Genomic DNA, 12,817 nt, shown 5'->3' with positions numbered 1-12,817 from the left:
GCGTGTCGCCGGCGTTGCAGGCATCACCGTGGCTCGGCTCCTTGAAACAGTGTCGAGAGGGTCATGCGCAGCCAGCGGTTGCCGGGGTCCTGGTGGTAGCGGGCGTGCCAGTGCTGTTTGACCAGAAAAGTGTCGATCGGGAAAGGGCAGGCGTGCACCCTCAGGCCGTGGGCGCCGGCTAGCGTTTCGCCGATATGCCGAGGCAGGGTGGCGATCAGGTCGGTGCTGCCCACCACGGCGCCGAGGCCGAGGAAGCCCGGTAGCTCCAGGACGATCTGCCGCTCGATGGCGTTGCGCGCCAGGGCGGCTTCCAGCAGTTTCTGGCCGGTGCCGGCACTCACGAACACATGGCCTTCGCGCACATATTCATCGAGCTGTAGCGCACCCCCGATGCGCGGGTGGCCTGGGCTGGCGAGGCAGACCCAATCCTGCGGAAACAGCACCTGCTGGTAGATGCCGCCGCCCAGCCAGGGCACGAAACCAACCGCCAGGTCGGCCTCGCCGGTTTCCAGGGCGCGCTCGGTATTGCCATCGATACGCGCCACTTCCAGGCGGATGCCGGGCGCTTCCCTGCGCAGGTGTTCGAGAATCTTCGGCAGCAGGGTGATATGGCTGGCGTCGCTCAGGCACAGGCGGAAGCGCCGCTGCGCGCTGGCCGGGTCGAAGCCGATCTCCCAGGCGGTCAGCCGGCGCAGCGATTCCAGTACCTCGCGGCATGGGGTGATCAGCGCTTCCGCCCGGGGCGTGGGCGCCATGCCGGTGGGGGTGCGCACGAACAGCGGGTCGCCCAGTTGCTCGCGCAGCTTGCCGAGCCACAGACTGATGGTCGGCTGGCTCTGGCCCAGCTGCTCGGCCGCTCGAGTCACGCTGCGGGTGTCGTAGAGCACGTCGAACAGGTGCAGCAGCTTGGGTTCTGGCAAAGCATCGATCTTGGTCATTATTAGATTTTCTGATGGAGCTATTGGTTTCATTGTATAGCTCAACAATGGGGGCGTGTTTAAGGTGAGAAAAAAAGCAGGAGCGCCTCACCTTGAAAATTTGCATCCTCGGAGCCGGTGCGTTGGGCAGCACCTTTGGCGCCGCGCTGAGCGAGGCAGGCCATGAAACCTGGCTGCTCAACCGCGCCGGCGCGCACATAGACGCCATCAGACAGAGCGACCTGACGGTGATCGAAGAGGACGTCGAGCGCAGCGTGCGTATCAATGCCACCTCGCGTGCCGAAGAGGTCGGTGCCGTCGACCTGCTTGTCGTGCTGGTCAAGTCGTTCGCCACCCGCGAAGCCATCGCCGACGCCGGCGCGCTGGTCGGACCACGGACCGTGGTGCTGTCGCTGCAGAATGGCCTGGGCCACGAAGACCTGCTCGCCGAGGCGGTCGGCCGCGACAAGGTCATCGCCGGCAAGACCTACGTGGGCGGTGTGCTGCTGGCGCCGGGGCGCATCCGCTGCGGCGTGGAGAGCAAGCAGACCTTTATCGGCGAGCTCGATGGCCAGGTCAGTGCGCGCGTCAGCCATATCGCCGAGGTGTTCCGCTGCGCCGGCCTGGACACCAGGGTCAGCGAAAACATCCTTGGCACCATGTGGGACAAGCTGCTGGTCAACGTCTCCACCGGCGCGCTGACCGGCATCACCATGCTCACCTACGGCCAGCTCTATAGCGAGCCGTTGCTGCGCGAAACCGCCCTGGCCGCGGTGGCTGAAGCCATCGCCGTGGCACAGGCGGCGGGCGTGCCCCTCAGCCTCACCGAACCGGAGCAGGCCTGGAACCTGGCCTGCGAAGGGCTGCCGGCCTCGTTCAAGACGTCCATGCTGCAGAGCCTGGAAAAGGGCTCGGTCACCGAAATCGATTTCATCAACGGCGCCGTGGTGCGGCTCGGCCAGCGTTACGGGATCGCCACGCCCGTCAATGCCACGCTGGTGGCGTGCGTCAAGGGCATCGAACGCGCCATGGGCGATCAACAACAAGAGGAAACCAAGCGATGAGTATTCCCAAAGCCTACCTGGAGCACGTGGCCTTCCCGGTCAGTGATATCCACTGGTACATCAAGTTCTTCCACGACGTGTTCGGCATGACCATGCGCGAGGTGCACGGCACCCTCGAAGAGCCGACCCAGTACTGGACCCTCGGCGGCATGCAGTTCATCAGCCAGCCCGGCTTTGCCGGCCCGGAAGGGCGCATGGGCCACCTGGGCATGATGTGCGAGGACATGGAGGCCGCGCTGGCCACCGCGCTACGTTTCGAGGGCGTGGCCGAGATGACCCAGGGTCGCAACTGGCTGCGCCTGCCCGATGGCCTGGCCGTGGAATTCATCCAGGCGTCGCCGGCCAGTGCGGTGGCCGAAGCCCTGGCGGTGAATGCACGGGTGGAGGGGGCGGCATGAGCATCGTCGAGAAATACTGGGATGATGCCCGCGAGGGCGACGAAGCCATTACCCCCAGTTACACCATGACCAAGGAACGCATCCTCGCGTACGCCGACCTGACCGGCGACCACACGCCGGTGCACGTCGATGAGGAATACGCCAAGGCCAGCCATTTTGGCGGCCTGGTCGCCCACGGGCTGATGGGGCTGTCCATCGCCGACGGCCTGAAGACCCAGTGCGACTACCGCTTCCTGCCCGGCATGTCGCTGGGCTGGACCTGGGATTTTCTGCAGCCCATCCGCGTCGGCGACGTGCTGCACGTGAAGATGCGCGTCGGCGCCATGCGCGCCAGCAAGAGCAAGCCGGGCTGGGGCATCGTGGTGCTGCCGTCGGACTTGATCAACCACAAGGGCGAGGTGGTGCAGCGCGGTGAACATCGCCTGATGGTGCCGCGCCGGGAGGCCAGCCTATGAGCCAGCCATTGCCGCTCAAAGGCATCCGTGTCATCGATTACAGCCATTTTCTCGCCGGCCCCTATGTGGGCCGCTGCCTGGCGGCCCTGGGCGCCGAGGTGATCAAGGTCGAGCGGCCCGGCAGCGGCGACGCCGGCCGCCAGCATGCCTTCGTCCTCGATGACCAGCAGAGCGGCTACTTCCTGCAGCTCAACATGGGCAAGCAGGGTGTCAGCGTGAACATGAAGGACCCGCGCGGCAAAGCCTTCATGCAGAAACTCTGCGACAGCGCCGACGTGTTCATCGAGAACTACCGCCCCGGCGCGCTGGACAAGCTCGGCCTGGGCTACAAGGACCTCGCCGCGCGCAACCCGAAGCTGGTGTATTGCTCGATTTCCGCTTACGGCCACACCGGCCCGGATGCGCACCGCGCCGGTTTCGGGCTGATCGCCGAGGCCAAGAGCGGCATCATGCAGATGGTCGGCACGCCTGGTGAGGCGCCGCCGCTGCTGCGCATTTCCCTGGGCGACATGTACACCGGCATTCACGCGGTGGCGGCCATCAACGCCGCCCTGCTGGGCCGGGTGAGCAGTGGCAAGGGGCAGCACATCGACATGGCGCTCTACGACACCCTGGTGTCGATGCACGAGTACGCGGTGCAGTGCTACACCCTGTCCGGCGGGCAGATCCTGCCGCAGCAGACCGGCCATGACATGCCGACCTCGACGCTCTACGGCGTATTCCGCGCCGCCGACGGCGACCTGGTGATCGCCGCCCAGGTCGACGATTCCTGGAAGCGCTTCGCCGCCCTGGTGGAAGCCGATGCCGGCGTGGCCGGGTTCAGCAGCGACACGCGTTTCCATACTCCCGGCGGCCGCAACGCGCACCGCGAAGAAATTCTCGCCATCGTGCGCCGCTGGGTGGCCGCCAACCCGGTGGCCCGCCTGCTGTCGCTGCTCGATGAGGTGGATGTGCCGAGCGCCAAGGTGCAGCGCATCGACGAGGTGGTCAACGACCCGCAGATCCAGGCGCGCGGCATGATCATGGGGCAGCAGCACCCGCGCTACGGCACCCTGAAATTGCCCAACCTACCGTTCCGTTTTTCCGACTGCGATACCACGGTCACCCGCGTCGCACCGGACTTGGGTGAACACAACGCCGAAGTCGCCGCGCAGCTCGGCTTCAGCCTCGAGGAAATCACCCAGCTGCAGGCCGACGGCGTGCTGTACAGCCATGGAGAAAGCGCATGACAGACCAATACGCCGTGATCGGCAACCCCATCGGGCACACCAAGTCGCCGCTGATTCACGGACTGTTCGCGGAGAGTTGCGGGCAGCAGATCGAGTACACCGCCATCGAAGGTTCGACCAGCGACTTCGCCGGTGACGTGGCGCGTTTCCAGGCCAAGGGCGGGCTGGGCATGAACATCACCGCGCCGTTCAAGCTGCAGGCCTTCAGGCTGGCCACCCAGCCCAGCGAGCGGGCACGCCTGGCGCGGGCCGCCAACGCCTTCAAGTTCGAGGGCGATGCGGTGCTGGCCGAAAACTTCGATGGCGTCGGGCTGCTGCGTGATATCGAGCACAATCTTGGCCAGCCGCTGGCAGGCCGCCGTGTTCTGCTGCTCGGCGCCGGCGGTGCGGTGCGCGGTGCCTTGCTGCCGTTCCTGGGAGCCGGCCCGGCGCGCCTGGTACTGGCCAACCGCGACATGGCCAAGGCGCGGGTGCTGGAAAGCGAAGTGAATGATCCGCGCCTGTCGCTCAGCACCTATGAAGACCTGGCCGGGCAGTCGTTCGACCTGGTCATCAACGCCACCTCGGCCAGCCTCACCGGCGAGCTGCCACCGGTGCCGGAAGCGGTGTTCGCCAATGCGGCGCTGGCCTATGAGCTGGCCTACGGCAAGGGGCTGACGCCCTTTCTGCAGGTGGCCAAGAAGGCCGGCGTAAGCAGCCTGGCGGACGGCGTCGGCATGCTCGTCGAGCAGGCTGCCGAAGCCTTCGAGTGGTGGCGCGGCGTGCGTCCGCAAACCGGGCCGGTAATCAAACGACTCAGCGTGCCGCTGGTGTAAGGGAGCAGACGATGAACGTACTCATGCTGCACGGCATCAACCACAACCTGTTCGGCAAGCGCGACCCGCTGCAGTACGGCACCATCACCCTGGACGAAATCGACGCGCGCCTGGACGAGCTGGCCGCATCCCTCGGTGTGCAAATCGAGAGCTTCCAGAGCAACTACGAAGGCGCCATGTGCGAACGCATCCACCAGGCCTTTCTGGAGGGCACGGATGCGGTGCTGATCAACGCCGGCGCCTGGACCCACTACAGCTACGGCATCCGCGACGCGCTGGCGATCCTCAGCGTGCCGGTGGTGGAAATCCACATGTCCAACATCCACGCCCGCGAAGCCTTCCGCCACCACTCGGTATTCGCCGAGGTGGTGCGTGGGCAGATCAGCGGCTTCGGTGTGGACAGCTACCTGCTGGGCTTGCGCACGGCGGTGACGGCGGCCCGTGGCGAACAGGCGTGAGCGAACTGGCCGCTCAGGGAAGAGCGGCCAGGCAGTGAACCTTGCGGGCGCCGACGGTCGAATGGGCTGATCGGCGGGTGGCACATTTGGCATTCACGCCACTTGCCGGCACGCCAGAATGGCGGCCGCCTCTTCAGCCGTTGCTCGTCCCTTCGAGCAGCCCGATAGCAAGGATTGCCCATGAGTTTTTTCCGCAAATTGTTCGGCCTGTCGTCCAAACCTTCCGCCGAGCCTGAATTGCCCGCGGTGCCCGCTCGGCAAACATCTGAAAAAGACGCCGAAGCGGCCAATCTGGCCGCCCGCGAGGCCAGCGCCGACTGCCTGGATCGCCACTGGCAGGGTGTCGGCGCCGTCGAGCAGGACGTGCTGGGCTACCTGATCAGCCCCAGCTTCACCGGCGGCCCGCAGTGGCCGTCGACTCGCCAGGCCTACCGCGTGGTGCGCCGTGGCGAGTCCATCCTCCTGGCCACCGAAGGCCTGTCCGATCCCTTCGACGACGTGGAGGGCATGGGTAACGGCTTCGAGATGGAGCTGTTCCTGGAAACCGCCGATATTCCCGAGCATGCCCGGGGCACGCCGGGCGAAGTCGACCCGCTCAAGTACAGCTGGGCCTTCGAGCTGCTGAGCCATGTGGCCGGCACGGTCGCGGACGCCGGCGGCATCGCCGAGCAGATCGAGCAGCACGGCGTGCTGTCCCTGGAGCTGCCCGGCGTGAGCCAGTCGCAGCATATCGGCGAGCAACTGACCGCGCACTTCGTCAGCGACGACGATACCGTCGGCGTACTGCTCGGCAGCCCCCCAGCGGACTTCCCGATGCGCCTGGACGACATGCCGCTGTCGCCGGTCAGCCTGATTCCCGTGGTGCTGATCACCACCAGCGAGCTGGACTACGTGCGTGCCGGTGGCCGGGCCGCCCGTGAGGACCTGGTGCAGCGCCTGCAAGCGGCCGGCGTTGGCCACCGCAGCGACCTGCAGCGCGCCAGCGTGGTGTGAGGCGGACGATTTTGGCCCGTTGATTCAGCGGCGCACCAAGACGGCGAGCGCCCGGCCGAACGCTGGCTACGGATGTAGGTTGCCCGGCGGGCTATGGATGCTCACCGATAGGGTAGGCGGCCGGGTCAAGCCTTGCCATGCAGTGCGAAGGCGGCCAGATCGCTGGGCACGCGACCCGTCCAGCGCTTGAACGAGCGGCGGAAGTTGGTGATGTCGTTGAAGCCCAGCCGCTGCGCCACTTCATCATTGTTGTAGCCCTTGACCTGATAGAGGTAAAGCGCCAGATCGCGACGCGCCAGGTCGAGCTGCTCCTGGAAGTGGGTGCCGTGTTTGCCGAGCTTGCGCTTGAGCGTGGCCGGGCTGGTGGCGAATGCGCCGGCGACGCGCTCCAGGCTTAGCGGCTGACGGATATGGGCGCTGAGGTGGCCATGCAGTTCGTCGAGCAGGCTGTGCTGCCAGCCCCAGTGTTGCAGCTGCTCGTTGCAGGCCTGGCGGGCGACCCGCGCGCCCGTGGCGCCGCCATTCGGCCAGGGGCGCAGCAGGTATTCGCGGGGCAGGCTCATGACCGTCGAAGGGTGGTCGAAGCTCAGTGCATCGCCCAGGTGCACCCAGTATTGCTCGACATGGTTTGGTTCGGCGTAGGCGAACTGGAAGCGCCACGGCAGGCGTTCGTTCTGCTGACGGCGGGCAAGGGCGACTACTGCGGTCATGCTCGCTTCGAGCAGAAAGGGTAATCGCTCGGCGGCGCCGCAGCTGTCGCGCCAATACAGGTGCAGGTAGCGGTCGTCGAGGTGCAGCACGGGCGTGAGCAGTGGCGACAGCAGGGCGCGGTAGGTAGAGAGATCCTCCAATGCCTGCAACAGGTGATCGGCCTGTTCCAGCAGATGGCTACCGGCGCCGTAATGACCGGGCCACAGACGCTGGCCGAACAAAAAGCTGGTATCCGCCGCATTCAGCAGTTTCTGTGCGTTGGCGATCAGGCGCAGAAACTGCCCGGGGCTGATCCGTGCCTGGCCGGTGACGATGTCGTCATAGAAAAGCTCGCAACCCCGTAGCAGGTGATGGGTGTCGATACCACGTGAGCGCGCCAGGTCGATCAATACAGCGGGCAGATGGTGAGCGGCGATGAAGCGGCTGTCGCGCTCGTAACCTGCGGCGCTCATGCGCTGCGTGCCAGGCGCGGTTTGGCACAGGCCAGTGCCAGGTTGAGGCGCTTGAGCAGTTGCGCTTCGTCTTCATCCAGGGCCATGACCGCGGCCACCGTAGCGCGTAGCTGAAGGCGTTCGCCGTGGTGCTGGCTGCGATGGGCGAGGTTGGCGATGCTCTGGCGCAATTCACCCGCCATGCTCAGTGCCTGGTGCTCGCCCGTGTTGGGCAGCACGGCAACGAAGCGGTCGCCGGCCAGCCTGCAGAGCATGTCCTGCTGGCGCAGGTTGAGCAGGAGCAACTGGGCGACGGCCTGCAGCACCTGATCGCCTTCGTCCTGACCGTAGCGCTGGTTGATCAGGCTGAAGTCGTCCAGGTCGATGGCCACCACCGACAGCGGCTGCTGTTCGGTTCGTGCCTGCACCAAGGCCTGTTGCAGGTACTGGCGCAGGTACTGGGCGCCCGACAGCGGGGTGAGTTTGTCGAACAGGCGATGGTCGCGAAGCCGCTGCTCGCGCTTGCGCATTTGCTCGCTGATGGCGCGCTGTTCCTGCTGCAGGTGATACATGCCCAGGGTCAGCAACAGCATGCCCACGGGCATGGGCGCGGTTTCCAGCCAGTTGTCCCAGATCGCCTCGGCGGGCAGGCGGATGAATTCGTCCAGGCAATCCATCCACATCGAGAAGGCGATGAAGCACAGCCCCAGCGACAGCAGGCGGGTAACACGGCCGGCCGGGCGACCGCGCAGCAGCATGACCAACCAGCCACAGAGAATCAGGCAGGTGCCGCCTTCGCCGGCCACGTCCATCCAGTTGATCTCGGCCCAGCGCTTGATATCGCCGGCGGCCAGGTAGACCAGCAGGCCGGCATTGGCGGCCAGCACCAGCCCGGTCAGGGTCACGGCGTGCAGTTTCAGCAACGACTTCATGGGATTCTCCTCGCAGCGCCGCCTGTGGGCGCTGCCGAGCATGCCGGGGCAATGTCTCAGAACGATGACGGTCATTTGTCCCGCGCGCTGCAGGGCAGGCCATCGGGGCCGCGCTCGGCGTTGCAGAAGCGTTCGGCCGGTTTCTCCAGCTTCGGTTCGTGCAGGTAGTTGTTGCCCTTGGCGTCGCGCTGGATATCGAAGGCGTCGTACAGGCGGTCGTCGGCGGTGTGGGTGCGCACGCTGAGGCGATTCTGTTCCACCGCGATGGTCTGGAACAGCTGGGTGTCCTCGGCGCTGCGGTCGGGCTGGGTATGGGCGCGGTCGTTGAGGCCATACATCTTCGACCCGGTCACCGAGACCAGGTACACCGGGCCGATGGGCTGTTTGGCCTGTTGCGCCTGGAGCGTGGCATTGCGGCCGGCGGCGTGGGTCAGGCGGCTGTAGCAATGGTCGTGGCCCTGCAGCACCAGGTCGACCTTGTAGCGCTCCAACAGCGGTTGCCAGGCGGCCTTCAGCTCTTCGGTGTCCTCGGGGCGCGCGCAGGTGTAGATCGGCTGGTGCATGACCACCAGGTTCCAGGTCGCCTGGCTGGTCTTCAGGGCGTTTTCCAGCCAGCGGGTCTGGTTCTCGAGGGTGCCGAGGTCGAGCGCCGAGGTGCCGTCCAGCACCACGAAACGCACGCCCTGGTAGTCGCTGACGTAGCTGGTATCGGCCACGCCCTCGGCGCCGTTGCGCGGCAGGGCGAACTGGGCAGGGAAGTGCTCGCCCAGGGCGCGGCTCTCGCTGCCGTCGGCCAGCAGGGTGTCGATGTACTCGTGGTTGCCGGCGGCCACCAGTTGCGGGATGGCGGCATAGGCCCAGCCGCCGGCCTGGTTCCACTCGCCCCATTCGTCGTCATGAGCCAGCTCGTCCCGCGAGGCGACCAGATCGCCGGCGTGCACCACCAGCGCCGGGCGGGCGACGCTGCGCAGTGCCTGGCGAATGGTGCGCGAAGCCACGGCGAGGATGTCGTTCTGGGTATCGCCCAGGTACAGGAAGGTGAATGGCGCGAAGGTTTGCCTGGCGGTGCGGAACTGATGCCACTCGCTCCAGCCGGCGCTGCCCTTGACCCGGTAGACGTAGGCGGTGTCGGGGGTCAGCTGCTCCAGGCGAACCTGGTGGTAGTTGGAGGGGCCGTTCTCGGCGTCCAGTCGGCGGGTCTGACCACTGCGTGGCAGCGCCTTGAGGGTCAACTGCGGCCCGGCCAGCGCTGGGCCGAATTCCAGTTGGGCAGTGCCTTGCTGCAGGTCGGTGCGAAAGCTGACGGCCATCTGCGTGGCGGCGTCGGCACCCGGAGTCAGCACGATGCGGTCGGCCAGTTTACCGGCGGCGTAGGGCTGGCCGGGCGAATGCGGTACGGGCTGTTGAGCAAAGCACGGGGAGCAGGTCAGGGCGGTGGCCAGTAACGTGGCCAGCAGCAGGGGGCGATGCATGAGCGGTTTCCTTGGGTAAGGCTGAGGTGCGTTGGGGCGCCAAGGAAACAAAGGCGTATGACGGTTCGGTTACCAGCTGGGGGTCGATTCGGCTCAGGTCATCGCTGCAGCAAAGGGCAAATTTTTCAGGCTGAATCAAGCGTTGGTGAGCCAGGCGTCTACCAGTCGGGAGCCTCCATAGCCAGGCGCATGGCGGATCGGCAGCAGGGTCTTGCTGCGGCTAATGTCCGTTTCTGCGGTTGGGTGAAATCGGGTTGGCAGATATCTTCCTGGCGTGCCGGGGAGGTCAATTCAGCTCAAATCACCCGGCCTTAGGCCATAAAACCGTGTGTTCAACCCCTTGGCCGCCGAGCCTGTCACGCAAGTGCCACAAAGGATTTCTAGCTTTCGCTGCCATTGCCTGGTGTCGCCAGGGTCATCGAACGAGGGAGTCAAGGTGGCAAAGCCATTTCGTCATAGCCGCAACGCCGGTTTTCGCATCAGCTTGCTGACCATCGCCATCAGCGCAGCGCCGGCCTGGGCAGAGGAAGTCATCGAGCGCGTCGAGGTGATCGGCCAGGCCGCCAGCATCGACAAGGCGCTGCGCGAACAGAAGAGCGCCGACAGCATCAAGAGTGTGGTGCATGCCGACGGCGTCGGCCAGTTACCGGATGATAACGCCGCCGAAGCTCTGCAGCGCATTCCGGGCCTGTCGGTAGAACGCGACCAAGGCGAGGGCCGCTTCGTCAGCGTGCGTGGCATCGCTCCTGATCTGAACAGCGTGACCATCAACGGCACCCTGGTGCCGGCGCCGGAAGGTGACCGCCGCGCGGTGGCGCTGGATGTGCTGCCCGCCGAGCTGGTGCAGTCCCTGTCGGTGGTCAAGAGCCTGACCCCGGACATGGATGCCAACTCCCTGGGCGGCACCATCGAGGTGGAAAGCCTTTCGGCCTTCGACCATGACGGCCTGTTCTACACCTTGTCCGGCGAGGGCAGCCACGACACCAACGTCAGCAAGAACAGCCCCAAGTTCTCCGGTGCCATCAGCGACCGTTTCAGCCTCGGCGACGGCACCGACAACTTCGGCGTAGCGGCGGCGTTCAGCTGGCAGAAGCGCAAGTTCGGCTCGGAGAACGTCGAGACCGGCGGCGCCTGGGATTTCGACGATGGTGCCCGGCTAGGGGAAGTCGAGCAGCGTGATTACGAGATCACCCGTGAACGTACCGGCTTTGGCCTGAACTTCGACTACCAGCCCGACGACTACTCCAACTACTACCTGCGTACCCTGTACAGCAAGTTCAAGGACACCGAGACGCGCAACGCCGCTGGGGTCGAGTTCGCCGATGCCCAGGCCTCGGGCGAGCGCGGTGACGCCGAGGGCTGGCGCGACCTGAAATCGCGCCAGGATACCCAGGAGATCCAGTCCTATGTGTTCGGCGGCGAACGCATGATCGAGCTGTGGACGGTCAGCGGCCAGGCGGGCTACAGCCAGGCCACCGAGAAGGACCCGGGCGGCATCGCCGGGGCGAAGTTCGTCGGTGATTTCACCGATGTCGGCTTCGATGGCACACGCAAGCCGCACCTGAGCGTGGGCAGCGGGTTCTATGACCCGGCGTCCTTCGAGCTCGACGAGGTGGAATGGGAGAAGGTCAGCGGCAAGGATCAGGAAAAGAACATCCGCCTGGATCTGGCCCGCGACTACGACCTGGCTGGCAACGCTGCTCAGGTGAAGTTCGGCGGCAAGCTCAGCCGTCGCGACAAGACCAGCGACACCGAGGTGTGGGTCTACGACGATTTTGGCGGCATCGACCTGGGCGGCGTGCAGAGCGGCAACGTCGACTATTCCTTGGGCAACTTCGGCAACGGTATCAGCGCCGGCGCGATCAAAGATCTGATTGGCGGCTTGGATCGCAGCGAGTTCTACGACGAGGAAAACTCTCGCATCAACGACTTCGACATGCGCGAGGACATCAACGCGGCCTACCTGATGAACACCCTGGATGTAGATGACTGGCGCTTCATCGCCGGCCTGCGTTACGAGGGCACCGAGTTCGAGGCCAAGGGCACTGGCCTGCGTGATGGCGTCTACGAGGACAGTCACAGCAAGAATCGCTACGACCATTGGCTGCCAGGCCTGCATGGGCGGTATCAACTGTCGCCCTCCACCGCGGTGCGCGCCGCATGGACCAACACCGTGGTGCGCCCGACCTTCGGCCAATTGGCACCGGGCTTCGCCATTGACGGCGGCGATGCGTCGTTCGGTAACCCCGATCTCAAGCCTCTGGAGTCGATGAATTTCGATCTTGGCATCGAACACCACATGGGCCGTGCCGGCGTGGTCTCGGGGTTCCTGTTCTACAAGGACATCGACAACTTCATCTACAACACCGACCTGGCCGGCAGCGGTGCCTGGGCGGATTTCGACGAGGCGCTGAGCTTCGAGAACGGCGGTGGCGCCAAGCTGTACGGCGTCGAGCTGGCCTACTCGCAGAAGTTCGACTGGCTGCCGGCACCGTGGAACGGCGTGCTGCTGGGCGCCAACCTGACCCTGAGCAAATCCGACGCGACCATTGATGGGCAAGGCGCCAAGCGCTCCATCGACCTGCCGAACCAGTCCGACACCGTCGGTAACCTCATGGTCGGCTGGGAGAACGATCGCTTCAACCTGCGCGTGGCGGCCAACTACAAGTCCAGCTACCTGTACGAGATCGGTTCGGTCGAGGACAAGCGCAACGACCTGTACGTCGATGATCAGCTGTTCGTCGATTTCAAGGCCGGCTACTTCATCAGCCCAGAACTGCAGCTGACCTTCGAGGCGCAGAACATCACCGACGAGTCCTACTACGTGTACACCGGGCGCCATGGCTACAACGCCCAATACGAGGAATACGGCCCGACCTACAAGGTTGGCCTGACCCTCACGCACTTCTGACCGCGCGACCCGCCCATACGCCTCGCGGGCC

General features: G+C 65.4%; 12 protein-coding genes. 8 read left to right on the top strand and 4 right to left on the bottom strand.

Annotation, left to right across the window (positions count from 1 at the left end; genetic code table 11):
- Window positions 1–23: 23 nt before the first annotated feature.
- Window positions 24–938 carry a LysR family transcriptional regulator gene (locus tag SA190iCDA_RS19555; protein WP_070885688.1) on the bottom strand — a complete coding sequence of 305 codons (915 nt, stop codon included), beginning with the start codon at window positions 936–938 and terminating at the stop codon, window positions 24–26.
- A 92-nt stretch (window positions 939–1,030) separates the two neighbouring features.
- Between SA190iCDA_RS19555 and SA190iCDA_RS19550 the strand changes: the two genes are divergently transcribed.
- The 7 genes from SA190iCDA_RS19550 to SA190iCDA_RS19520 all read left to right on the top strand — a co-directional run bounded on the left by SA190iCDA_RS19550 (window position 1,031) and on the right by SA190iCDA_RS19520 (window position 6,329).
- Entirely contained in the window at window positions 1,031–1,981 is a 951-nt protein-coding gene (locus tag SA190iCDA_RS19550) for a ketopantoate reductase family protein (protein ID WP_070885687.1), read from the top strand.
- Window positions 1,978–2,379, top strand: coding sequence for a VOC family protein (locus tag SA190iCDA_RS19545; protein WP_070885686.1), 402 nt, complete (start codon window positions 1,978–1,980; stop codon window positions 2,377–2,379). The genes SA190iCDA_RS19550 and SA190iCDA_RS19545 overlap by 4 nt, the downstream gene beginning before the upstream one ends.
- A complete protein-coding gene (locus SA190iCDA_RS19540) occupies window positions 2,376–2,834 on the top strand; it encodes a MaoC family dehydratase (RefSeq protein ID WP_070885685.1) in 459 nt (152 codons plus the stop codon). The genes SA190iCDA_RS19545 and SA190iCDA_RS19540 overlap by 4 nt, the downstream gene beginning before the upstream one ends.
- On the top strand, window positions 2,831–4,063 hold the full coding sequence (locus SA190iCDA_RS19535) for a CaiB/BaiF CoA transferase family protein (RefSeq protein ID WP_070885684.1): 1,233 nt from the start codon (window positions 2,831–2,833) through the stop codon (window positions 4,061–4,063). The genes SA190iCDA_RS19540 and SA190iCDA_RS19535 overlap by 4 nt, the downstream gene beginning before the upstream one ends.
- Window positions 4,060–4,878 carry a shikimate dehydrogenase gene (gene aroE / locus SA190iCDA_RS19530; RefSeq protein WP_070885683.1) on the top strand — a complete coding sequence of 273 codons (819 nt, stop codon included), beginning with the start codon at window positions 4,060–4,062 and terminating at the stop codon, window positions 4,876–4,878. The genes SA190iCDA_RS19535 and aroE overlap by 4 nt, the downstream gene beginning before the upstream one ends.
- Before the next feature lie 11 nt (window positions 4,879–4,889).
- Complete coding sequence (gene aroQ, locus SA190iCDA_RS19525; protein ID WP_070885682.1) at window positions 4,890–5,336, top strand: type II 3-dehydroquinate dehydratase; 447 nt, start codon at window positions 4,890–4,892, stop codon at window positions 5,334–5,336.
- A gap of 180 nt (window positions 5,337–5,516) precedes the next feature.
- The gene (locus SA190iCDA_RS19520; RefSeq protein WP_070885681.1) at window positions 5,517–6,329 is read left to right on the top strand and encodes a suppressor of fused domain protein; all 813 of its coding nucleotides are present in this window, start codon (window positions 5,517–5,519) and stop codon (window positions 6,327–6,329) included.
- A gap of 125 nt (window positions 6,330–6,454) precedes the next feature.
- Here SA190iCDA_RS19520 and SA190iCDA_RS19515 read toward each other — a convergent pair whose 3' ends face one another.
- The 3 genes from SA190iCDA_RS19515 to SA190iCDA_RS19505 form a co-directional block, all read right to left on the bottom strand.
- On the bottom strand, window positions 6,455–7,492 hold the full coding sequence (locus SA190iCDA_RS19515) for an AraC family transcriptional regulator ligand-binding domain-containing protein (protein ID WP_070885680.1): 1,038 nt from the start codon (window positions 7,490–7,492) through the stop codon (window positions 6,455–6,457).
- Window positions 7,489–8,403 (bottom strand): GGDEF domain-containing protein, encoded by a 915-nt coding sequence (locus tag SA190iCDA_RS19510; protein ID WP_070885679.1) that lies wholly within the window; start codon window positions 8,401–8,403, stop codon window positions 7,489–7,491. The genes SA190iCDA_RS19515 and SA190iCDA_RS19510 overlap by 4 nt, the downstream gene beginning before the upstream one ends.
- A gap of 71 nt (window positions 8,404–8,474) precedes the next feature.
- On the bottom strand, window positions 8,475–9,875 hold the full coding sequence (locus SA190iCDA_RS19505) for a purple acid phosphatase family protein (protein WP_070885678.1): 1,401 nt from the start codon (window positions 9,873–9,875) through the stop codon (window positions 8,475–8,477).
- A 436-nt stretch (window positions 9,876–10,311) separates the two neighbouring features.
- Here SA190iCDA_RS19505 and SA190iCDA_RS19500 point away from each other — a divergent pair, with 436 nt between their 5' ends.
- A complete protein-coding gene (locus tag SA190iCDA_RS19500) occupies window positions 10,312–12,786 on the top strand; it encodes a TonB-dependent receptor (protein ID WP_070885677.1) in 2,475 nt (824 codons plus the stop codon).
- Window positions 12,787–12,817: the final 31 nt, after the last annotated feature.

The sequence above is a fragment of the Pseudomonas argentinensis genome, assembly GCF_001839655.2.
Taxonomy (GTDB): domain Bacteria; phylum Pseudomonadota; class Gammaproteobacteria; order Pseudomonadales; family Pseudomonadaceae; genus Aquipseudomonas; species Aquipseudomonas argentinensis_B.
The sequence above is the reverse complement of the archived record's forward strand: the minus strand, read 5'-3'. Positions and strand labels throughout refer to the sequence as shown.